Here is a 21,283-nt window from a genome sequence, read left to right on the forward strand (position 1 = left end):
TATGACGAAGGTCATCGAGTTGAGCGGTCCTCCGTCGCTCGGTCGGGTCTACGCCAAGGCGGTCGCGACCTCTCGCGGCCGCCGCGGCGGGGACCTGCCGGACGTCCGCGTCGTCCGCAAGGGTGTGCGCGTCGATCCTGCGGCGCTCGCCGACTACGACCGGGTCTGCGGGTTCGCGCTGCGCGACGAACTGCCTGCGACATACCTGCACAATCTGGCGTTCCCGCTGCAGGTGAGCCTGTTCGCCGACAAGAGGTATCCCTACCCGCTCAACGGCAGCGTCCATCTCGACAACACGCTGACCCAGCATCGGCCGGTGCTGCTCACCGAAGCGATCGACCTGTCGGTGACCGCCGGCAACGCGCGGCCGCATCGTCGCGGGGTGCAGGTCGACATCACCTCGCAGGCGCACGTCGCCGGCGAGCTGGTCTGGGAGGGCCTGGCGACCTATCTGTACCGCGGCCGGCGGATCGAGGGCGCCGAGCCGCCGCGGGCCGCCGAGGGCGACGCACCGGACGGTCCTGGTGCCGTATGGCGCCTGTCGGGCGACCTCGGCCGCCGGTTCTCCGCGGTCAGCGGCGACATCAACCCGATCCACCTGCACCCACTCACCGCCAAGGCGATGGGCTTCCCGCGCACGATCGTGCACGGCATGTGGAGCCAGGCGGCGATGCTGGCCGGTGTCGAGAGCAGGCTGTCTCCGGCATACGTCGCGTCGATGTCGTTCCGCAAGCCGGTGCTCATCCCTGGCACGGTGCGATTCGTCGCGCAGGTGGGTGCCCCCGGCGAGGCGACGCAGCTCGCGCTGCGGGACCGCCGCAAGGACACCGTCCTCGTGCGCGGGGACGTCCGGCCGATTTCGTGATCGAAGAGGTCGTCGGGTAATCTCTTCGCTGCACTGCTGAGCAGGCGACGATGCGTTGCGCTCAGCGGCAGCAGGCCCCTATAGCTCAGTCGGTAGAGCGTCTCCATGGTAAGGAGAAGGTCAACGGTTCGATTCCGTTTGGGGGCTCTGGTGAGCCGGTGCCGGGTTTCCGGTGCCACTTCATCCCAAGGCGGGGTAGCTCAGCTGGTTAGAGCGCACGACTCATAATCGTGAGGTCGCGGGATCGAGCCCCGCTCCCGCTACTGAAATTTGCAAACAGCTAGACCCCTTCTAGACAAGTAATTCCGAGAGCAGGTTGCCGTGGCCAGCAAGAGCGCAGACATTCGCCCCAAGATCACCTTGGCGTGCACCGAGTGCAAAGAGCGCAACTACGTGACGAAGAAGAACCGTCGCAACAACCCCGACCGCGTGGAGTTCAAGAAGTACTGCCCCCGCGAGAAGCGTCACACGCTGCACCGCGAGACCCGCTGAGCGGCGCGGCGCGAGCGCCGCACACCGAGATTCACGAAGGCCGCCCCCGATGCCGGGGGCGGCCTTTCGGCGTCGTCCGCGCGGCCCTCTAAGCTTCGAATCATGGCTGTCAATCCGCAGGTGGAGGGCCGGACCTATCCGCCCGCCGCTCCGTATGTCGTCTCTCGCGCCAAGATCGCCGAGTTCGCCACGGCGGTCGGGGCGGTCGACGAGGCACACTTCGACGTCGCGGTCGCGCGAGGGCGCGGCTACGCCGACGTCATCGCGCCGCCGACCCTGGCGGTTCTGATTGCCCAGCGGGGTGAGGCGGCCGTCATGCGCGACCCGGATGCGGGAGTCGACTACTCCCGACTTGTGCACGGTGAGGAAGGCTTCGTCCACCACCGCCCGCTGGTCGCCGGCGACGAGGTGCAGCCGGTCACGACGATCGAGCGGGTGCGCTCGGCCGGAGGGCACTCGATGATGACGATGCGCACCGTCCTGCAGACCCTCGACGGCGAAGCAGTCACCACCACGACCTCGATGGTCGTCATCCGGGGAGACGAGCAGTGAGCGCGAGCTTCGAGGTCGGCCAGCAACTGCCGGCGCGCACCATTCACGTCGACCGTGCCACGCTGGTGCGCTACGCCGGTGCCAGCGGCGACTTCAACCCGATTCACTGGGACGAGCGCTTCGCCACCTCCGTCGGACTTCCGGACGTCATCGCGCACGGCATGTGGACGATGGGCGCCGCCATACAGGCCATCGTCGACTGGGTCGGCGATGCGGGTGCCGTGACCGCGTACTCGGTGCGCTTCAGTGCGCCTGTGCCCGTGCCGTATGACGGCGGCGCCGACGTCGAGGTGACCGGTCAGGTGAAGAAGGTGCAGGACGACGGCGCCGTCGTCGAACTGACGGTGACCAGCGGCGGCGCGAAGGTGCTGACCCGGGCGCTCGCCACGGTGCGCGGCACCGGACCGGCGGAATGAAGCAGGCCGAAGGGATCCCGCTCGCGCCACTGACCACGATGCGGGTCGGTGGCCCCGCGCAGCGACTCGTCGTCGCCGACACCACCGACGACATCGTCGACGTCGTGCGCGAGGTCGACGACGCCGACGAGCAATTGCTGGTCCTGTCGGGCGGGTCGAATCTGGTCGTCAGCGACGACGGCTTCGACGGGACGGTGCTGCGGATCGCGAGCTCCGGCATCGAGGTCGAGTCCGCGGACGACTGCGGCGGTGTGTTCGTGCGCGTCGCTGCCGGCGAGGAGTGGGACGACGTCGTCGCACGGTCCTGCGACGAAGGTTGGTCCGGCGTCGAGGCTCTGTCGGGGATCCCGGGCTTGGCCGGAGCGACGCCGGTGCAGAACGTCGGCGCCTACGGCCAGGAGGTCGCGCAGACGATCGCGTCGGTGCGCACCTGGGACCGCCTGGAGCAGCGGGTGCGCACGTTCGCTTCGGCCGACTGCGAATTCGGTTATCGCCACTCGGTGTTCAAGGGCTCGGAGTTCCGCGGCGGTGGACGGTACGTCGTGCTCGACGTGCTCTTCCAGTTGCGCGCTTCGTCGTTGTCGGCGCCCGTCGGGTACGCCGCACTTGCCGGCGGCCTCGGGGTGGAGCTGGGCACGCGGGTGCCCCTGGAGGATGCGCGTTCCGCCGTGCTACAGCAGCGGAACCAGCGGGGAATGGTGCTGGCGCAAGCCGATCACGACACCTGGTCGTGCGGGTCGTTCTTCACGAACCCGATCATCAGCCGGCGAGCGTTCGAGGAGTTCGGTGCGCGTGTCGAGACCGGGCTCGGCGACCAGGTCGTGCCGCCGTCGTGGCCTTCCGAGGGCACCGGGGTGAAGGTGCCTGCGGCCTGGCTCATCCAGCACGCAGGTTTCGACAAGGGGTACGGGCTGCCCGGACCTGCCGCACTGTCGACCAAACACCCGTTGGCGATCACCAACCGTGGCGACGCGACCGCCGCCGACGTCGTCGCTCTCGCCCGCGAGGTGCGCGACGGGGTGTATGACGCCTTCGGCATACAGCTCGTGAATGAACCGGTCTTCGTCGGCGTCAGCCTCGACTCCGTTACTTCCTAGCGGCGAGCCCTCAGCCCCGGATCCTTCAGGCCCCTTGTGACCAGCCGCGAGTCGCGTGTCCCGAGTCCTTTGGCCTCATGTGCCTCGCCAGTCCCGTAGGAGTGGGTGGGATGTCGATGTGTTCCGGCTCACGCGCCGATACTCGTAAGTAATGGTCATGTCAACCACGCGTCGTGGGGCAGCGCAGAGTGCGTCGAAGGTGGGGTCAGTCTTGGTCTTGGGCGGCATCCTCGTCAGGAGCCTGACGTGATGCCAGCCAGGTGTCGATGTCGTGGTCTGCAGCCGCCCTGACATCGGCCGGTGCGAACGAGGCGTCGAACGACGAGCGCGCCAGTTTCGCCAAGGCTGCGTCGTCAAAGTCGAGGATGTCGTGGGCAAGCGTGTACTGATCAGCGAGCCGCCGGCCGAACAAGAGGGGATCGTCGGCACCGAGAGCCACACGCGCGCCCGCGTCCACGAGTCGCCGCAGCGGCACGTGATCCGGGGTCGCATAGACGCCGAGCGCGACATTCGAGGTCGGGCACACCTCGAGAGCGACGCCGGAATCGACGACCCTCGCGAGCACTGAGTCCGATTCGACCGACCGCACGCCATGGCCCAGCCGGTCTGGCGCCAGCGAGTCGAGCGTTTCACTGACCGACTGCGGTCCGAGCAACTCGCCGGCGTGCGGCACGCTCCCCAAGCCCGCCTCCCGGGCGATCGCGAACGCCGGTGCGAACTCACTGGTCACCCCACGTCGCTCGTCATTCGAGAGCCCGAAACCCAACACCTGCCCGGCGCCATCGCCGGCATGATGAGCCGCGAGCCGCGCCAGCGCGCGGGCATCCATCGGATGCCGGATCCGCGACGCCGCGACGATGACACCGACGCCGATCGGCAGATCGGTGCTGGCGTGCCGGGCCTCGTCGAGCACGATCTGCAGCACAGGCGTGATGCCGCCGAGACCACCGGCATACGACGTGGGGTCGATCTGTATCTCCAGCCAGCGCGAGCCTTCGGCGACATCGTCCTCGGCGGCCTCGCGCACAATGCGCCGCACGTCCGATTCGTCGCGCACGCAGGCGCGGGCAGCGTCATACAGCCGTTGGAATCGGAACCACCCGCGTTCGTCGCGACCGGACAGTTTCGGTGGCCACCCGCCCTGTTTCAGGGCGTCCGGAAGCCGCAACCGGTGTTTCTCGGCAAGCTCGTGCAAGGTGGCCAGTCGCATCGATCCGGTGAAGTGCAGATGCAGGTGCGCCTTGGGCAGGTCCTGGATCCGGCCGGTGCGGGCCGGGTCTGGGGTGGCAGCGGGCGTCGGCATACGGCAGAACCTACGCGGTGCCCGTCGCCGGACCTCGGGAACCCGTGGCGGCTGCCGTCGGTTGGCTTTGACGTAGGCCGGTCGCGTACACTCGCACGTCGGGTGGTTGACGACAACCATGCTGAGTCATGTCCGCAATCAGCTCGCGGTCATGGTCCAGTGCAAAGGGCACTAGCTCAATTGGCAGAGCACCGGTCTCCAAAACCGGGGGTTGGGGGTTCAAGTCCCTCGTGCCCTGCAAGGACGAACGCACGACCGATTCGACAGCGAAGGATCACTGTGAGCACGAGCACCGCGCCGACGCGTGGCTCAGCCGACGACACTTCGGCGGCACGCGGGATCTTCGGCAAGATCATCCTGTTCATCCGCCAGGTCATCGACGAGATGCGCAAGGTCGTCGTGCCGACGCGCGACGAGTTGGTCAACTACACGATCGCGCTGCTGGTCTTCCTGCTGTTGATGATGGCCTTCGTGGTCGGCATCGACCAGCTGATCATCCACGCGGTGTCGTGGGTCTTTGCTTGACGCGCTGCGCTGAGCAGATGACCGGTGCGTGGCGGGTGTGCCCGCCGACAACGAATCACAAGAAGGAAGCAGGTCAATGACCAACGAGTGGACATCCGAGGCAGCCGGCGACGACGAGGCGCTGGAACTGCGTCTTGCCCGGGAGCAGGCGTCCGAGGGTCCCGCCGACGACATGGTCGACGGTCTGGACAACGACCTGGATGTCGCCGACGGCGACAGCGACACCGCTCAGGCGGAAGCCGCAATGCGTGAAGGCGCCAACCCCGACGACCCGGCCGAGCTCGAGGCATTGCAGCTGGAGGGTTCCGAGGCCGACGACTTCGACGGCGTACAGGCCTCCGACATCCCCGAGGACCCAGAGGTCGAGGCCGAGATCGCCGAGGCCGAGGACGACATCTCGGCCGAGCTCGACGCCGAAGAAGACGAAGAAGAAGTCGACGGTGGCGACGAGCCGGTGGACGTCGAATCCGACGTGGCCGAGGACCTCGCGGAGGAGGCCGCCGAGGCCGACGCCGCGCCCCTGTCGGCCGAAGAGCAGCGCGCTGCCTTCGTCAAGGATCTGAAGTCGCAGTTCGGTGAGTGGTTCGTCATCCACTCCTACGCCGGCTACGAGAAGCGAGTGAAGACCAACCTCGAGACTCGCGTCGTCAGCCTCAACATGGAGGATTACATCTTCCAGGTCGAGGTGCCGATGGAGGAGTTCACCGAGATCAAGAACTCCCAGCGCAAGACCGGCACCCGCGTGCGGATGCCTGGATACGTCCTCGTGCGGATGGACCTCACCGACGAGAGCTGGGGTGCCGTGCGGCACACGCCAGGTGTCACCGGCTTCGTCGGCAACGCCCACCAGCCGTCGCCGCTGACGATCGACGAGGTCGTCACGATGCTCAACCCGGTCTTCGAGGAAGCGCCCTCCGCCGACGGCACGCCGGCGAGTGGCGCCAAGGCCGCGGGTTCCGGCGCGAAGGCCGGCGCTGCAGCCGAGGTCGACTTCGGTGTCGGCGAGTCCGTCACCGTGATGGAAGGGCCGTTCGAGACGCTGCCCGCCACCATCTCCGAAATCAACACCGACACCCAGAAGCTCAAGGTGCTGGTCTCCATCTTCGGCCGCGAAACGCCGGTCGAACTGTCGTTCAACCAGGTCGCCAAGATCTGAGTTGTATGACGCCCGCGCCGTCGCCACCGCGACAGCGCACTGCAACCGGGTCATCGCCCATGGCGTAGGTCCACAACGGTAAGGAAACAGCTATGCCCCCCAAGAGCAAGAAGGTCTCCGGCTTCATCAAGCTGCAGATCCAGGCCGGTCAGGCCACCCCGGCTCCGCCGGTCGGTCCCGCACTGGGTCAGCACGGTGTCAACATCATGGAGTTCGTCAAGGCGTACAACGCCGCGACGGAGGCCCAGCGTGGCAACGTCATCCCGGTCGAGATCACGGTCTACGAAGACCGCTCGTTCACCTTCATCACCAAGACCCCGCCGGCCGCCGAGCTGATCAAGAAGGCTGCAGGCGTCGCCAAGGGTTCCGGTGAGCCGCACAAGACCAAGGTCGCCAAGCTCACCAAGCAGCAGGTGCACGAGATCGCCGAGCAGAAGATGGCCGACCTCAACGCCAATGACGTCGAGATGGCTGCACGCATCATCGCGGGCACCGCTCGTTCGATGGGTATCGACACCGAACTCTGATCCAGAGGGCAGGGTCGGATCCCGACCGCCGTGGCCCGGTAACAGGCCACGGCAGCCTGCGGCTCGACGAGCCGCCGGCATACAGAAGGACGTGGATGAGCCCGCTTCGGCTCGCACAACCACACACTCGACAAGGAGTCTCCATGAAGCACAGCAAGGGCTACCGCGCCGCAGCGGAGCAGATCGACCGCGACAAGCTCTACACGCCGCTGCAGGCAGTGCGGCTGGCCAAGAGCGGCGCCAAGACGAAGTACGACTCGACCGTCGAGGTGGCTCTGCGCCTCGGTGTCGACCCGCGCAAGGCCGACCAGATGGTGCGCGGCACCGTCAACCTGCCGCACGGCACCGGTAAGACCGCCCGCGTGCTGGTCTTCGCCAACGGTGACAAGGCTGCCGCAGCAGAGGCTGCTGGCGCCGACTTCGTCGGTTCGGACGAACTGCTGGAGAAGGTCGCCGGCGGTTGGACCGACTTCGACGCTGTCGTCGCGACGCCGGACCTGATGGGCAAGGTCGGTCGGCTCGGAAAGGTGCTGGGCCCCCGTGGTCTGATGCCGAACCCGAAGACCGGCACCGTCACGATGGATGTCGCCAAGGCTGTCACCGACATCAAGGGCGGCAAGATCGAGTTCCGTGTCGACAAGCACGCGAACCTGCATTTCATCATCGGCAAGGCGTCCTTCGACGAGAAGGCGCTGGTCGAGAACTACAGCGCCGCACTGGACGAGATCCTGCGTCTGAAGCCGGCCGCTTCCAAGGGTCGTTACATCGCCAAGGCGACGATGTCGACCACGATGGGCCCGGGCATCCCGCTCGACGGCACCGTCACGCGCAACCTGCTCGAGGAAGACGCTTCGGCCGACGCCTGAGCGATCCGCCTTCTGGCCGACGGCCGTCCGCCCCTTCACGGGGTGGGCGGCCGTCGGTGTATTCGCTTCTGACGCGGGCGTTTTCGGCTGCGTCGGGTGCACGGCAGGTATGCCGCAGGACGGGCCCGCACTGAGCGAACGCGGAGCACTGGAGGTCTTCAGGGAACGGCCAGCCTGTGCACTTACTGTCAGCGCAATCTACGGGGGAAGGCGCCATCCATGGTTTCCAAATCAGTTCTCATCACCGCTGCCGCAATGACGGCGGGCGTCGCGCTGGCTGGCTGTGGCGGATCGTCCACGCCGGCCGCGGAGGGTAGCCAGAGTGGGCCTGCGTCGCACGTGTCATCCAGTACATCGGCGTCCAGCGCATCGGCGTCGCCCAGTGCCTCGGCCTCGTCGACGCCCAAGGTCCACGTCGGGCAAAAGGTTTCGGGTGCGCAACTGACCGCGTGGATTCACGCTGCCGACGTGACTGCAGGCAACGCTGACATAGCCGAGCGGAGCCGCAGTGGCAGTCGTGTCGTCAGTGCTTCGGGGGTGATCGGCTACGTAGATGGAACGGTGAGGACGTCGCTGACAGAGTCACTCGGTGGTATGCAGCTGCACATGGTCATGATCGACAACGTGATCTATGTCCAGGTCCCCGGCCAGACGCCACCTTGGGTGGAGGTCAAAGCCGGCGGTACGGACGCACTGTCGCAGATGCTGGCTCCACTGATCCAACAGATGTCGCAAGCGGAGGCCGGCATCTCGTCGGATCCTCGACAGATGTGGTCTGTCGATTCGGCCACGGCCCAGCGCACGACATATGTGACGCAGCGGTCGGCTGCCCAGGTGCACGCTGATTTGGTCAAGCTCTTCGGGGCAGCGCTCGCTGCGGAGATGCCGCCCGCTGCCCCCGTCCAGGTCACCGAGACTCTTGACGCGCGTAACCGCGTAGAGAAGATTGTGACGACGCGATCAGGGCAAGCCGTCTCTACGATCGCGTATTCGAACTGGGGCACCAAAGCGGCCGTCACCGCGCCACCCGCCAATGAGATCGGCACGTTCGGCAACTCCTCCGTCTAAAGTCGCCGGCTCGGTCGACCTTTCCGCCTCACCGGCACCACGAAACGCACTAGCGCCACTGATCACACATAAGTCGCCGATCCGGCGACGACGAGGACCCCTCGCGTGGTGCGGTGACTCCCACCCGCCACATACGCCACGGCAGTAACGCTGGTGTGGCCAGAATGACGATTACTTCCGGTCGCGGTCGCGATACTGGGCAGTAATCGTCATCTCGACCATGCACTCGCTGTGCCGGGGCAGCCCGGGCACCCGTACGTCGCCGATTCGGCGACGTACGGAGGGCGATGGCGGGCACGGTGGGCGCCACGCCGAGCACCTACCCGCGCAATCTCTAAGTCAGACACGGGTCGACGGAGCACAGTGGTCGTGCTCACGCGCAGGAGTCCCGAACGTTCGGGACTGGCTCAGATGCGCATGCGGCGGCGATCGTGTCGGCTATGAGTGGCGGATACTGCGCAGCGTGCGGAGCAGAGCGATCCGCGCTGGACGTGCTGTGCGGCGGGTGTGGAATTGGTGCACCGCCGCCGAAAAGGCTTGATCCTGAGGCGTTTTCGACAGGAACGCCATCGGCGACCGGCGGGCTGGTGTCGCTGGTGAAACCAGACGTGCCGTATGTCGGGCCGTCAAGGGACCGCGAAGGTCCTGCTGCCACGTCGGGTTCGACGACGCCACTGCGGTTGGGCGGCGTGGTTGCCGCACTCACCGCCCTGCTGCTGTTGCAGGCAAGTGTGGCGATCGTCGCCGGAGCCAGCTCGTTTTCAGTTATGTCGGCGCCGACCTTGCATCACTGGTTGCTGCTGCAGCCAGCGGCCTACGGAACGGCGTACGGGACAGCGCTGCTCGTGGAGGCGATCCTGATGCTCGCGACCGGCGTGCTGTGCGCCGCAGGAGTCCGCTGGGCAGCACTCGCACCGGCTGTCTTCTGCGGTGTGCTCGGCACGAGCTATCTGTTCACCGAGGCATCCGGTGGCATCTGGATCACCGGCATCTGGCATCACGTCCTGGGTGGTGTGGAGGTCGGTGCGGCTGTGCTGATCCTGCTGCCCACTGGCTGGGGTCCAATTCGCGCACGACAGCGAACTGCATTGGCGTCACTGCTGATCGGGCTCGTCGTGTGGTTTGTGATCCGGGTGCCGTTCTGTTGGGCGATGCATCAGACGGGAGCGGGGATCCGGCGAAATGTCATCCTGCTCGTACTCGCCGGGCTGCTCGCTGCGACTGCCGGCGTGCCATTGTTCGCGGGGCCGGGGACCCGATTCGTGACACAGATCGGTGCACTCGGCTACGCGGCTGCTTTCGTGTTCCTCAGTCTGACCGACCACGCGTGGAGCTGGTGGTCGGGTATCGCTCCGCTGGTGGTCGTGACCGCTGCGTTGTGGGTGCTTGCGGCCGGGGCTGGGTCATCGGACGAGACGACCGCACGTTCAGCGCGAGCGGACGCCTGATCAATCGGACGGTCGTGAATCCGTCGCAGCGTCGTATGCCGCGAGCAACCGGTCGGCGGCGGCTGTCGCCGGCAGATCACCCGCCAGCACCTCGCTGCGGACGGAGGCCCGAATCGCTGCGACGCCGGGGGAGTGGCGCAGCCGCTGCTCCAGTTCGTCGCGCACCAGCGCCCAGGCGAAGTCGAGCTGCTGTTGTGCACGCTTCTCGGCCACACCGGCATCGCCCAGTGAATCCTGATGCCGCAGAACACGATTCCAGACATCGTCGATGCCGTCACCGGTGAGCGCGGAGCAGCTGAGCACCGGAGGGATCCACGCCTCACCGTGTCGCACCAGGCGCAGCGCCGCCGACAGATCCTTCGCCGCGGCCGATGCCTCGACCACCCGATCGCCATCTGCCTTGTTGACTGCGACCACATCGGCGATCTCCAGGATGCCTTTCTTGATGCCTTGCAGCTGATCGCCGGTGCGCGCGAGCGTCAGGAAGCAGAAGGTGTCGACCATCCCTGCCACCGTGATCTCGGACTGACCGACGCCGACCGTCTCGACCAGCACCACGTCATACCCCGCGGCCTCGAGCACGGTGATCGCCTGCACGGTGGCACGCGCGACGCCGCCGAGAGTTCCAGCAGTCGGCGACGGGCGGATGTATGCCGCGGGGTCCGCCGCCAGCGTCGCCATACGTGTCTTGTCACCCAGCACGGAGCCGCCGGTGCGCACGCTCGACGGATCGACGGCAAGCACTCCCACTCGATGGCCGGACGCAGTCAGTTGGCGGCCGAGCGCTTCGATGAAGGTCGACTTGCCGACACCGGGAACCCCCGAAATTCCAACGCGCACAGTGGCTTTCGAGGAGGCGGCGGCGGTGAGGGCCAGCAGCAGATCACGCGCCTGGGCACGATGCCGCGGGTGGGAGGACTCGACGAGCGTGATCGCCCGCGAGACCGCTGACCGCTCGCCCCGGCACACACCGGCCGCGAGGTCGTCGACGTCGAGCTGGGCCGGGGCCATCACTCGTGGTGCAGCGACGCGGCCAGGCCGTCCAGCAGGCCCAGCGCGGCATCGGCGATCACAGTGCCCGGCAGGAAGACCGCGGCCGCGCCGAGTTCCTTCAGCACAGGCACGTCGTCGGGCGGGATGACGCCGCCGACGACGATCATGATGTCCGAACGCCCCTGTGCCGCAAGGGCATCCCGCAGCGCCGGCACGAGCGTCAGGTGGCCCGCCGCCAGCGAGTTGACGCCGACAAGGTGCACGTCGGCATCGATCGCCTGCTGCGCGACCTCCTCCGGCGTGGCGAACAACGGGCCCACGTCGACGTCGAATCCCATGTCGGCGAAGGCGGTCACGATGACCTTCTGCCCACGGTCATGGCCGTCCTGGCCCATCTTGGCGACCAGGATGCGCGGTCGGCGGCCCTCCTGCTCCTCGAACCGCGCCGTCGCGTCGATCACCCGCTGCACGTTGCCGGCTCCGGCGGATGCATCCCGATACACACCCGAGATGGTACGTATGACGGCGCGGTGGCGCCCCCACACCTTCTCCAGCGCGTCGGAGATCTCGCCGACGGTGGCCTTGGCGCGCGCGGCGTCGACAGCCAGAGCCAGCAGGTTGCCCTGCAGATCCTGACCGCTGGGTCGTTCGGCAGCGTGCGTCAGCGCGGCCAGCGCCGCGTCGACCTGCGCCTGGTCACGCTCGGCGCGCAGCCGCTCCAGCTTCGCCAGCTGCGCACGAAGGACAGCGGCGTTGTCTACGCGCAGCACGTCGAGCGGTTCCTCGTCGGAGACACGAAAAGTGTTGACACCGATGACGTTCTGCACGCCGGAGTCGATCCGCGCCTGGGTGCGCGCAGCGGCTTCCTCGATGCGCAGCTTCGGTATGCCGGCCTCGATGGCCTTCGCCATACCGCCCGCCTCCTCGGCCTCCTGGATATGCGCCCAGGCGCGCTCCGCGAGGTCGTAGGTGAGGCGCTCGACGTAGTACGAGCCGCCCCACGGATCGATGATGTCGGTCGTGCCGGACTCCTGCTGCAGCAGCAACTGGGTGTTGCGGGCGATGCGGGCCGAGAAGTCGGTCGGCAGGGCGATCGCCTCGTCGAGGGCGTTCGTGTGCAGCGACTGGGTGTGGCCCTGGGTGGCGGCCATCGCCTCGATGCAGGTGCGGGTGACGTTGTTGAAGACGTCCTGCGCGGTCAGCGACCAGCCCGAGGTCTGGCAGTGGGTGCGCAGCGACAGCGACTTGGGGTTCTGTGGCTCGAACTGGCGCACCAGGCGCGACCACAGCATCCGGCCCGCGCGCAGCTTGGCGACCTCCATGAAGAAGTTCATGCCGATGGCCCAGAAGAAGCTCAATCGCGGTGCGAAGGCATCGATCTCGAGGCCCGCAGCCTGGCCGGCGCGCAGGTATTCGACGCCGTCGGCGAGGGTGTAGGCAAGCTCCAGATCGGCGGTCGCCCCGGCCTCCTGGATGTGATATCCGGAGATCGAGATCGAGTTGAACCGCGGCATCCGCGCCGCCGTGAACGCGAAGATGTCGCTGATGATCCGCATCGACGGTTCGGGCGGGTAGATGTAGGTGTTGCGGACCATGAACTCCTTGAGGATGTCGTTCTGGATCGTCCCCGCGAGTTGCTCCGGCTTCACCCCCTGCTCTTCGGCCGCGACGATGTAGAGAGCGAGAACCGGCAGCACGGCACCGTTCATCGTCATCGACACGGACATCTGGTCAAGCGGGATGCCGTCGAAAAGCGTTCTGGCATCGAGGATCGAGTCGATCGCGACGCCCGCCATACCGACGTCGCCACGCACCCGTGGATGGTCGGAGTCGTAGCCGCGGTGGGTCGCCAGGTCGAACGCGACGGACAGGCCCTTCTGCCCGGCGGCGAGATTGCGGCGATAGAACGCGTTCGACTCCTCCGCCGTCGAGAAGCCTGCGTACTGGCGGATCGTCCATGGCTGGTTGGTGTACATCGTGGGATACGGTCCACGGATGTATGGCGGCAAACCTGGCATCGTGTCGACGGGCAGTCCGTCGATGTCCGAGGCGCCGTAACGCGTCTTGATCTCGATGCCCTCCGGCGCCAGCCAGGGGTCTGTCGCAGTGGTCAGCGAGACCTGACTGCGGAAGGCGGCATCGCGGAACGGCACGCCACCAAAAGACCTCGGAACGCTCATGATTCGAGCCTTTCACGCACGCGGTGAAGGAAGGCAACGGCATCGCCGCCGACCGCGCAACTGTCGTCGACGGCCAGCTCGCCGGGCTTCCCGGCGATGATCACGTATGCCGCGCCGGCCTCGCGCAGTCCGGCGATCGTCGCCGCTGCGCTCTGCTCGTATGCCGCGTCGGTGCCGGCGAGACACACGACCTGCTGCCCGTCGTATGCCGCGATCACGTCGTCCACGCCGCCAGTGGCTCCAGCCGTCTCGACGGCGATGCCTCCGGCGGCGAACAGGTTGGTGGCGAAGGTGGCGCGTGCGGTGTGCGCTGCGACCGGCCCCAGTGTGGCGATGAACACCGTTGCGGCGGGCGGTTTTTCGCGCAGCTGCTCGAAGGCTTCGTCATACGGCTCGACCTGCCACTCGCCGTCAGGGTGCGGTGAGCGTTGCGGCAGTGTTTCGCCGAGGTTGGGGAACTCGCTCACGCCGGTGATCGGCATCCGGCGGTGGGCAACTCGCTCGGTGCGTGCGGCACGCACCTGCTCGATGCGGGCATCCAGCGATCCGTCGGCGAGGGCCGCGACGATGCCGGTCTCGTCGAGTCTGGTGAATTCCACCCAGCCGGCCTCTGCGAGGTCCTCGGTGAGCTGCTCGATCGCGAACGCCCCGGCTGACGGGTCGGCGACGCGTGCGAGGTGTGACTCGCTGATGAGCAGCGACGACACATTGCGTGCGATGCGGAGGCTGAACGCGTCGGGCAGACCGAGGGCCGCATCGAACGGGAGCACGGTGATCGCGTCCGCACCCGCGACGCCTGCGGCGAAGGCAGCCACGGTCGTGCGCAGCATATTCACCCAGGGGTCACGCCGGGTCATCATCGGGCGCGAGGTCACCGCGTGCACACGGGATCGCGGAATCGCGCCCGGGATCGCAGCTTTGACACCGGACAGCTGCAGCACCCGCGACCACAGCTGCTCCGTGGCGCGCAGCTTGGCGATCGTGGGGAACTGCTGATCTGTTGCCGCGTAACGGAACTCGATCAGGTCGGCGGCCTCGTCGACAGAGATCCCGAGATCGACGAGCCGCCGCAGGTATGACGTCGCCACCGCCGTCGCATAACCAAGCTCCTGCGCATCCGAAGCGCCGCGATCGTGCACCCTGGTGCCATCGGCGGTGAAGCCGACGACATCCAGGCGCGACGCCAATTCGGCGATCTGCGGGACGACGCGATCGCAGTCGGCGCCGGCGCCGATCGGGTCGGCGCCCAGGCTGGTGCCTTCCGCCGGATCGACATCGGCAGCCGTCAGCAGTCGGGCGAAGGCCATCGCCGCCCCGACTGGATCGTCCGGAGCGTCGAGCAGCACCGGCGCGACATCCAGCAGCACGCCGTCGAGCACCGCGCCGAGGCGCTCAACCGGTATGCCTGTCCGCCCCAGGCGCAACCACAACGACGTCGCGCCACCCTCGAGTTCGCCGAGTGCGTTCGACGCTGATGTCTGCGGATCGGTGAGCAGCGAACGGATGTCCCAGTCACGGGCGCCACGACCCTCGACACGCGGCACGAACCGTGACGGTGTGCTGAGTCCCAGCGGCGGGACCGTCACCGGATCGAGCGTCGTCCGCGCGAGTGTGCGCCATACGTCGGTGTCGGGGTCGTCCGGGCCGAGTCGGCCACCCTTGCGCAGCACCCGGGCAGCGGCGTTCTCCCAGTCACGCTGGGTGTGTGTCAGACGCTCGATGCTCACGTCGCCACCCTAGTGCGGGAGGTGGCGGCGACTGCTCGACCGGCAGAGGGCGTCGCCGGTTGTACGGATCGAGCCGAGATGCGAACGGGGCACCGCGGATGAGAAGTCCGCGGCGCCCCGCGCCGGTCATGCGTGCAGACGGTCAGCTGCCGGCGTACCCGATGACAGCCTTGGTCTCCAAGAAGTCGGCGAACGCCTTGTCGCCCCACTCGCGGCCGTTGCCCGACTGCTTGTAGCCGCCGAAGGGAGCGCTGAAGTCGAGGGCGGCGCTGTTGATGTTGACCTGGCCGGCGCGCAGCCGGGAGGCCACCTTGCGCACCTCGTCGAGGTCCGCGCCGCTGACGTATGCCGCGAGGCCGTAGTCGGTGTCATTGCCGATCTCGACGGCCTGGTCGACATCGTCATACCCGATGATGACCAGGACCGGCCCGAAGATCTCCTGACGGGCGATGTCCATGTCGTTGGTGACATTGCCGAAAATCGTCGGCTTCACATAGAACCCGGTGTCCAGGCCTTCAGGGCGGCCGGTGCCGCCGGCGACCAGAGTGGCGCCTTCGTCGATGCCGGTCTGGATCAGCGACTGGATCTTGGAGAACTGCGCTTCGGAGACGACAGGCCCGATCTTGACGTCGGAGGACGGGTCGCCGACGGTGGTCTTCTCCGCGGCGCCCTTGGCGATCTCGAGCGCCTCGTCCATCCGCGATTTCGGCACGAGCATGCGCGTCGGGGCATTGCAGGACTGTCCGGAGTTCTGCATCACCGAGGCGACGCCGATCTTGACCGCCTTGGGCAGGGTGTCGTCGTCAAGCAGGATGTTCGGGCTCTTGCCGCCGAGCTCCTGGTGCACGCGCTTGACCGTGGGCGCGGCAGCGCGGGCGACCTCGATGCCGGCCCGGGTCGAGCCGGTGAAGCTGACCATGTCGACGCCGGGGTGGGCGGACAGGGCTGCACCGACACCGGCTCCGTCGCCGTTGACCAGGTTGAAGACACCGGCCGGAACGCCAGCCTTGTCGAGGATCTCGGCGAAGATGTATGCCGAAAACGGTGCAACCTCAGAGGGTTTGAGCACCATCGTGCATCCAGTGGCCAGTGCCGGCGCGACCTTGCAGGTGATCTGGTTCAAGGGCCAGTTCCACGGGGTGATGAACGCGCACACGCCGATCGGCTCGTGCGCGATGAGCGTCGTGCCGCGCTGCTCGGAGAACGCATACGTCTTCATCGCCTCACGGGCGGTCGCCAGGTGAGCGTGCCCGAGGGCGACCTGGGCGGTCTGCGCGAGCTTGGTCGGAGCGCCCATCTCCTCGGTCACCGCGGTCGCGAGTTCGTCCGAACGGCGGGCGTATTCGGCGATGATCGCGTCCATCACCTCGCCGCGTTCCTCGACCGTCGTCTGCGACCACGAGTCGAAGGCGCGGCGTGCGGCTGCGACCGCACGGTCGACGTCCTCGCTCGAGCCCAGCGAGATGGTGCCGGCGACCTGCTCGTTGGCCGGGTTGATGACATCGCAGGTGTCGGCCTTGGCCGGTGCGACCCAGCTGCCGTCGATGTAGAACTTGTCGTAATCGCGCATCGGTCTTCCTTCGCCGCGGGGTCGGCAGAGGTGAAGTCTGCCGGGCATCTCGTCAGTGAAATGCCTCACAATCGACCATAACGACCGGGGCTGCGTTCTCGTCGCGCAGGTCGCCGCCGCCGGCTGATGGGTCAGCGGGTCTGGCTCAGGTCCGCGGGAGCGACCGCGCCCCAGGCAACCGTGAGTTCGCCGAGGCGCCATCGTTTCGGGCCGTCCAGCAACGGCCACCCGGCCTCGCGCAACTGAGCGGCCACCTGGATGAATCTCTGCCGCGAGCCGTATGACGCATGCGGGCTCGCCTGCGCCCACGCCTGATCCAGTGCCGCCAGAAACTCGTGCACCCGCTCGCCGGGCACATTGCGATGGATCAGCGCCTTCGGCAGGCGCTCGGCGATGGTCGACGGCGTCTGCAGTCCCGCCAGCCGGAACGAGACCGTCAGTGACAGGGGACCCGAGCGGTCCAGCGCCACCCAGGTCGCGAGTCGCCCGAGTTCGTCGCACGTGCCGTCGACGAAGAGTCCGTCCGCAGACAGGCGCTCGCACACACGCGACCAAGCGACGGGAACGTCGGCCTCGTCATACTGACGCAGGACGTTGAACGCGCGGACGATGTCCACCTGACCAGGCACCGGGACTTCGAAACCGCCTCGGACGAAAGACAATCCGGGCGCCGCGAGCGGCAGGGCAGCCGCTACGCGTTCCGGTGAGATCTCGATGCCGACCACCTGCACGTCCGATCGCACCCGCCGAAGTCGCGCCAGCAGTTCGACAGCGGTGACCGGGGATGCGCCATACCCGAGGTCGACGACGACAGGTGGGTGAGCCGCGGCGCGCAGCCGCCACGCCTGTGGTCCGGCCAGCCACCGGTCACATCGGCGCAGCCGATTCGGGTTGGTCGTGCCCCGGGTGACGGTCCCCACTGGTCGCTCCGGTCGCACCACGACAGCTTAGAAGTGCCAGATTCCGCCTGATGCCATGGACAGAACCGGAACGGTCGGGAGCTTGGTCATGCTTCTGCCCTCGTCGCTGTACGCGTGCACGCAACCCCTTGAGGCACGATCGCGATGCATACGGGTCCCCGAAGTGGTTATGACTGATTGTGAGGGCATGAGCCCCGGTCGGTCTGCGGTCTGCTGGGCTGACACGACAGAGGTGGGTTCTGGCGTAGCGCGACTTATCGTCGTACGCCGATCAGCCGAGGTCGGTAAGAAAATCGGTACACTCATCTTGAATGGGGAGGTTGTGTCGACGATACCGGATGTGAGGTTTCAAATCATGGACCCATATTTTCAACTGGTTCTCCGGCCGACGGTCCATGCCGAAGAATTGGATCCATGGATTAATGTGCTTGGCGTCTTGGGCGGCACGCAAATATCAGATGATCCATTGTGGACGGAATTCGATATGGGGCGCGGTCGAATCGCTCTGTCTCGACCGATTCGCGGGGCTGTCAGTGGTGAGATAATGCCTGGTTTTGAAGTCGCTGATTTGGCAAAGTTTGAGCGGTTCGCTCGTGCTGCCGGTGTCGATCTGGATTGGTATCGGACTGATTCCTACACGTCCCTGAAGGTTCGTTTTGGTGATCGGTCCTTGTTGGTAGACCAACTGATGGAAAGCTCACGAGTTGATAACCTCGCAGATGTATCTGTGTGGTGCGACGTGCGCATTGGTGAGACCGCCGCGCGAACGTTGGAGGCGATGGGAATGAGAAATTCCACTCGCGTTTTTTATGGTGGTTCCGCAGCTTATCTCGCGGGTGTAGGTGGCGTCGTGGTGCTGCCTGTGGGTGAACCTCTGTCTCGTCACATCGTTCTGGACGTCGACGATGTGAAAGCTGAGACGGACCGCTTGATTGCGGCCGGCTTTGGCATCGAACGGTCGGTCGTCGGCGCCTTGCCTGTGGTTCGCGGGTCCAGGCATGAGCCTCTGCCGCTGGCGTTGGTCCAGAGTCGTGAGTGATGTCTGCGGTTAATTGGAAGCAGTTGATCGTGCAACTCGTCTTGGTTAAGCAGGCGTTGTCTGAAGTCGATACCAAGAAGTTGTGGTACTTTCGATTGCCTAGGATCGCTGCAAGTGAAGAGACGCTCCGGCGGGTTGAAGCTCATCTGGGTGAGTCGCTGGATCCTCAGTACCGAGAGTTCCTGCTTCACGCCGACGGCTGGCCGACTTTCTATCAGGTCGTCGATCTGTTCGGTTCGGGAGATTTGCTCGGTGGAGGTGCGGCGCTTCGCGGGGCTGAAATGCTCAGCTACGTCGAAGATGTTGCCTTGGCTGCGAGCGGCCTGCGCCGCGAGGACTTACTGCCAATCGCGGTCTCAGCAAGCGACCTCGACTTGTTCGTGATGCTCACGAAGTCATCAACGATCCCAGGAACGGTCATTTGGTTTGCGGGATCGGAGGTCGATCGTTTTCCCAACTTCAGTGAGTACTTCTTGGCGATGACGGATTACAACCGCGAAGAGGTCAACTACTTTCTCCAAAGCTGAGATCGGCTGACTTGAGCGAAGCGCCAGCAGTACGTTCCGCTATGAGTAGGGGACAGCTGCAGACCGACGGCAGAGCCGCTGTCAGACGGCTTCGTCGAGCGAGGACGGTTTCTCGCCGGGTATGTGGAGTCTGGCGAGGTGTCGCACGGCGGGATCGACGTGTTCGTTGCGACGCTCCAGATCGCGTACCAGGGCGCGAGCCATCCGTACTTCGCTGGCGTGCACGACGAAGGGCGTGTGGTCTGCTGTTGCGGTCATTGCCGAACCTCCGAATCACTGCAGTTGTCAGTATCGCCGCTGGTTTCGTTAGCGTCTACCGCAATGGGTTCGTCAGCGGGAAAAGCGGCAGCGACACCTCTGACGCGGTGAGCCACGATACGTCGTGCGAGGGCTCGATCGTCTTGGCTGCCGAGGTCGGATTCCATGAGATCAGCAAGGAGGTCTTCGCCGATCCTGCGTTGAACGGTGATCGGCACTTTGGAGAAGGCCAATGGCAACGGTGAGTCGTTCGCGCCATTCGCTGCGTGTTATAGCGCGCCGAGCGAGCCGCGTTCAGGAAAAGTGCCCGCGCCTGTGGATCATGGCTGCACGCGCTGGCGCCGTGGGCGGCGGCGCCCGCGGGTCGCTCCGGTCGCACCACGACAGCTGAGAAGTGCCAGACTGGCTGGGTGACTTCCCCGATCGAGACGCAGCCCCACGTGCGGCGCGTCGCGATGATCAGCGTGCACACCTCACCCCTCGAACAACCCGGCACCGGTGACGCCGGCGGTCTCAATGTGTACGTCGTCGAAACCGCAAAACGCCTTGCCGGCAAGGGAATCGACGTCGAGATCTTCACCCGTCGCACCTCGGCCGCCCTCGCCGAAACGGTGCAACTTGCCCCTGGTGTGCTGGTGCGGCACATCGACGCCGGTCCCTACGAGGGCCTCTTCAAAGATGACCTCCCCGGTCAGCTCTGCGCCTTTGCCGCCGGCGTCATGCGCCACGTAGCGATCAGCCCCGAGGGCCACTACGACCTGGTCCATTCGCATTACTGGCTCTCCGGGCAGGTCGGCTGGCTCGCCGCCGACCGCTGGCAGGTTCCGCTGGTCCACACGATGCACACCATGGCCAAGGTCAAGAACGCTGCGCTCGCCAGCGGCGACCGCCCCGAGCCGAACGGTCGCGAGATCGGCGAGGAGCAGGTGGTCCGTGCCGCGAGCCTGCTGGTCGCCAACACCGAGCGCGAGGCTCGCGAGCTGATCGACCTGTATGGCGCAAGCTGTGCCCGCGTCGAGGTCGTGTCTCCGGGCGTGGATCTCGACACCTTCGTTCCTGGCGACAAGACCCTCGCACGTGAGGCCGTCGGACTGCCTCGCGATGCGGAGGTGGTGCTCTTCGTCGGTCGCATCCAGCCACTCAAGGCTCCTGATGTGCTCGTGCGGGCGATCGCCCAGCTGATCGAGGCGGACCCCGCGAGGCGTTCCCGGCTGGTGCTGGCGATCCTCGGCGGACCCAGCGGATCAGGACTCGACCGGCCCCGGTCGTTGCAACAACTCGCGCGGGATCTCGGCATCGCCGATGTGGTCCAGTTCGCGCCTCCGGTCACTCGCGCCGAGCTGGCCCGGTGGTATCAAGCAGCGGATCTGCTTGCGGTTCCTTCGCGTTCGGAGTCCTTCGGGCTGGTCGCACTTGAGGCGCAGGCCTGCGGTACCCCGGTCGTCGCTGCAGCTGTGGGTGGTCTGCCGATGGCGGTGGCTGACGCCGGTGTGCTTGTCGACGGCCACGACCCGCAGGCCTGGGCCGCTGCGATCGGCGACCTGCTCGACGACGACGTGACCCGAAAGCAGTTGAGTGACAACGCCGTTCGGCATGCCGCTACCTTCGGCTGGGATGCCACCACCGACCGACTCTTGGAGATCTACGCGCACGCGTGCGACCACGCCCTGCAGACCGAGCGTGCCGCGAATCAGCCGATCCTCGGCGTGCACGCCGCCCCCATCCCATGACCGCCCGACGTCAATGACAGCCGA

Annotated in this window: 21 protein-coding genes and 3 tRNA genes; 17 read left to right on the plus strand and 7 right to left on the minus strand. The window is 66.5% G+C overall.

Annotated elements, in window-relative coordinates:
• Position 1: 1 nt before the first annotated feature.
• The 7 genes from BKA23_RS01870 to BKA23_RS01900 all read left to right on the plus strand — a co-directional run bounded on the left by BKA23_RS01870 (position 2) and on the right by BKA23_RS01900 (position 3,422).
• Entirely contained in the window at positions 2-865 is an 864-nt protein-coding gene (locus tag BKA23_RS01870) for a MaoC/PaaZ C-terminal domain-containing protein (RefSeq protein WP_145224969.1), read from the plus strand.
• Positions 866-939: 74 nt separating this feature from the next.
• Positions 940-1,012 (plus strand) — tRNA-Thr (locus BKA23_RS01875).
• Positions 1,013-1,054: 42 nt separating this feature from the next.
• Positions 1,055-1,128, plus strand: a tRNA-Met gene (locus BKA23_RS01880).
• Between the two features lie 58 nt (positions 1,129-1,186).
• Complete coding sequence (gene rpmG / locus BKA23_RS01885) at positions 1,187-1,357, plus strand: 50S ribosomal protein L33 (protein ID WP_145224971.1); 171 nt, start codon at positions 1,187-1,189, stop codon at positions 1,355-1,357.
• Positions 1,358-1,459: 102 nt separating this feature from the next.
• Entirely contained in the window at positions 1,460-1,909 is a 450-nt protein-coding gene (locus BKA23_RS01890; protein ID WP_145224973.1) for an FAS1-like dehydratase domain-containing protein, read from the plus strand.
• The gene (locus BKA23_RS01895) at positions 1,906-2,325 is read left to right on the plus strand and encodes a MaoC family dehydratase (protein ID WP_145224975.1); all 420 of its coding nucleotides are present in this window, start codon (positions 1,906-1,908) and stop codon (positions 2,323-2,325) included. The genes BKA23_RS01890 and BKA23_RS01895 overlap by 4 nt, the downstream gene beginning before the upstream one ends.
• Complete coding sequence (locus BKA23_RS01900) at positions 2,322-3,422, plus strand: UDP-N-acetylmuramate dehydrogenase (protein WP_145224977.1); 1,101 nt, start codon at positions 2,322-2,324, stop codon at positions 3,420-3,422. The genes BKA23_RS01895 and BKA23_RS01900 overlap by 4 nt, the downstream gene beginning before the upstream one ends.
• 205 nt (positions 3,423-3,627) lie before the next feature.
• Here the strand turns inward: BKA23_RS01900 and BKA23_RS01905 are convergent, their stop codons facing one another.
• Positions 3,628-4,725 carry an adenosine deaminase gene (locus BKA23_RS01905; protein WP_145224979.1) on the minus strand — a complete coding sequence of 366 codons (1,098 nt, stop codon included), beginning with the start codon at positions 4,723-4,725 and terminating at the stop codon, positions 3,628-3,630.
• 165 nt (positions 4,726-4,890) lie between these two features.
• On the opposite strand from BKA23_RS01905, the gene BKA23_RS01910 reads away from it, so the two are divergent.
• From BKA23_RS01910 to BKA23_RS01940, 7 genes are all read left to right on the plus strand, one after another.
• Positions 4,891-4,963, plus strand: a tRNA-Trp gene (locus tag BKA23_RS01910).
• 41 nt (positions 4,964-5,004) lie between these two features.
• Entirely contained in the window at positions 5,005-5,250 is a 246-nt protein-coding gene (gene secE, locus BKA23_RS01915; RefSeq protein WP_170226328.1) for a preprotein translocase subunit SecE, read from the plus strand.
• Positions 5,251-5,494: 244 nt separating this feature from the next.
• A complete protein-coding gene (gene nusG, locus BKA23_RS01920; RefSeq protein WP_145228096.1) occupies positions 5,495-6,406 on the plus strand; it encodes a transcription termination/antitermination protein NusG in 912 nt (303 codons plus the stop codon).
• A gap of 92 nt (positions 6,407-6,498) precedes the next feature.
• The gene (gene rplK, locus BKA23_RS01925) at positions 6,499-6,933 is read left to right on the plus strand and encodes a 50S ribosomal protein L11 (protein ID WP_145224983.1); all 435 of its coding nucleotides are present in this window, start codon (positions 6,499-6,501) and stop codon (positions 6,931-6,933) included.
• A gap of 143 nt (positions 6,934-7,076) precedes the next feature.
• On the plus strand, positions 7,077-7,799 hold the full coding sequence (rplA, locus tag BKA23_RS01930; RefSeq protein WP_145224985.1) for a 50S ribosomal protein L1: 723 nt from the start codon (positions 7,077-7,079) through the stop codon (positions 7,797-7,799).
• Positions 7,800-8,054: 255 nt separating this feature from the next.
• On the plus strand, positions 8,055-8,867 hold the full coding sequence (locus tag BKA23_RS01935; protein WP_211841567.1) for a hypothetical protein: 813 nt from the start codon (positions 8,055-8,057) through the stop codon (positions 8,865-8,867).
• Positions 8,868-9,463: 596 nt separating this feature from the next.
• Positions 9,464-10,315 (plus strand): hypothetical protein, encoded by an 852-nt coding sequence (locus BKA23_RS01940; RefSeq protein WP_145224989.1) that lies wholly within the window; start codon positions 9,464-9,466, stop codon positions 10,313-10,315.
• On the opposite strand, the gene meaB is transcribed toward BKA23_RS01940, so the two are convergent.
• From meaB to BKA23_RS01965, 5 genes are all read right to left on the minus strand, one after another.
• Positions 10,316-11,326 (minus strand): methylmalonyl Co-A mutase-associated GTPase MeaB, encoded by a 1,011-nt coding sequence (meaB, locus tag BKA23_RS01945; RefSeq protein ID WP_145224991.1) that lies wholly within the window; start codon positions 11,324-11,326, stop codon positions 10,316-10,318.
• On the minus strand, positions 11,326-13,488 hold the full coding sequence (gene scpA / locus BKA23_RS01950; protein WP_145224993.1) for a methylmalonyl-CoA mutase: 2,163 nt from the start codon (positions 13,486-13,488) through the stop codon (positions 11,326-11,328). Before scpA ends, meaB begins: the two co-directional genes overlap by 1 nt.
• Positions 13,485-15,215, minus strand: a complete 1,731-nt coding sequence (locus tag BKA23_RS01955) for a methylmalonyl-CoA mutase family protein (protein ID WP_145224995.1) — start codon at positions 15,213-15,215, stop codon at positions 13,485-13,487. The genes scpA and BKA23_RS01955 overlap by 4 nt, the downstream gene beginning before the upstream one ends.
• Before the next feature lie 142 nt (positions 15,216-15,357).
• Complete coding sequence (locus BKA23_RS01960) at positions 15,358-16,785, minus strand: aldehyde dehydrogenase family protein (protein WP_145224997.1); 1,428 nt, start codon at positions 16,783-16,785, stop codon at positions 15,358-15,360.
• Positions 16,786-16,916: 131 nt separating this feature from the next.
• Positions 16,917-17,705, minus strand: a complete 789-nt coding sequence (locus tag BKA23_RS01965) for a class I SAM-dependent methyltransferase (RefSeq protein WP_425473728.1) — start codon at positions 17,703-17,705, stop codon at positions 16,917-16,919.
• A gap of 355 nt (positions 17,706-18,060) precedes the next feature.
• Here BKA23_RS01965 and BKA23_RS01970 point away from each other — a divergent pair, with 355 nt between their 5' ends.
• Both BKA23_RS01970 and BKA23_RS01975 read left to right on the plus strand, forming a co-directional pair.
• Positions 18,061-18,744, plus strand: a complete 684-nt coding sequence (locus BKA23_RS01970) for a hypothetical protein (protein ID WP_145225001.1) — start codon at positions 18,061-18,063, stop codon at positions 18,742-18,744.
• Positions 18,745-18,773: 29 nt separating this feature from the next.
• Positions 18,774-19,271, plus strand: a complete 498-nt coding sequence (locus BKA23_RS01975) for an SMI1/KNR4 family protein (RefSeq protein ID WP_211841568.1) — start codon at positions 18,774-18,776, stop codon at positions 19,269-19,271.
• Between the two features lie 81 nt (positions 19,272-19,352).
• Here BKA23_RS01975 and BKA23_RS17570 read toward each other — a convergent pair whose 3' ends face one another.
• Entirely contained in the window at positions 19,353-19,529 is a 177-nt protein-coding gene (locus BKA23_RS17570) for a hypothetical protein (protein WP_170226329.1), read from the minus strand.
• Positions 19,530-19,984: 455 nt separating this feature from the next.
• Between BKA23_RS17570 and mshA the strand changes: the two genes are divergently transcribed.
• Positions 19,985-21,259, plus strand: a complete 1,275-nt coding sequence (mshA, locus tag BKA23_RS01980) for a D-inositol-3-phosphate glycosyltransferase (protein WP_145228098.1) — start codon at positions 19,985-19,987, stop codon at positions 21,257-21,259.
• Positions 21,260-21,283: the final 24 nt, after the last annotated feature.

Origin of the sequence: Rudaeicoccus suwonensis, assembly GCF_007829035.1 — a bacterium.
GTDB classification, from domain to species: Bacteria; Actinomycetota; Actinomycetes; order Actinomycetales; family Dermatophilaceae; genus Rudaeicoccus; species Rudaeicoccus suwonensis.

Bases quoted from the DNA above. Each gene is read 5' to 3' on its own strand.
- BKA23_RS01870 (WP_145224969.1), top strand. From the start codon at position 2: ATGACGAAGGTCATCGAGTTGAGCGGTCCTCCGTCGCTCGGTCGGGTC.
- BKA23_RS01890 (WP_145224973.1), top strand. From the start codon at position 1,460: ATGGCTGTCAATCCGCAGGTGGAGGGCCGGACCTATCCGCCCGCCGCT.
- BKA23_RS01900 (WP_145224977.1), top strand. From the start codon at position 2,322: ATGAAGCAGGCCGAAGGGATCCCGCTCGCGCCACTGACCACGATGCGG.
- BKA23_RS01905 (WP_145224979.1), bottom strand. From the start codon at position 4,725: ATGCCGACGCCCGCTGCCACCCCAGACCCGGCCCGCACCGGCCGGATC.
- nusG (WP_145228096.1), top strand. From the start codon at position 5,495: ATGCGTGAAGGCGCCAACCCCGACGACCCGGCCGAGCTCGAGGCATTG.
- rplK (WP_145224983.1), top strand. From the start codon at position 6,499: ATGCCCCCCAAGAGCAAGAAGGTCTCCGGCTTCATCAAGCTGCAGATC.
- rplA (WP_145224985.1), top strand. From the start codon at position 7,077: ATGAAGCACAGCAAGGGCTACCGCGCCGCAGCGGAGCAGATCGACCGC.
- BKA23_RS01935 (WP_211841567.1), top strand. From the start codon at position 8,055: ATGACGGCGGGCGTCGCGCTGGCTGGCTGTGGCGGATCGTCCACGCCG.
- meaB (WP_145224991.1), bottom strand. From the start codon at position 11,326: ATGGCCCCGGCCCAGCTCGACGTCGACGACCTCGCGGCCGGTGTGTGC.
- scpA (WP_145224993.1), bottom strand. From the start codon at position 13,488: ATGAGCGTTCCGAGGTCTTTTGGTGGCGTGCCGTTCCGCGATGCCGCC.
- BKA23_RS01960 (WP_145224997.1), bottom strand. From the start codon at position 16,785: ATGCGCGATTACGACAAGTTCTACATCGACGGCAGCTGGGTCGCACCG.
- BKA23_RS01970 (WP_145225001.1), top strand. From the start codon at position 18,061: ATGGACCCATATTTTCAACTGGTTCTCCGGCCGACGGTCCATGCCGAA.
- BKA23_RS17570 (WP_170226329.1), bottom strand. From the start codon at position 19,529: ATGACCGCAACAGCAGACCACACGCCCTTCGTCGTGCACGCCAGCGAA.
- mshA (WP_145228098.1), top strand. From the start codon at position 19,985: ATGATCAGCGTGCACACCTCACCCCTCGAACAACCCGGCACCGGTGAC.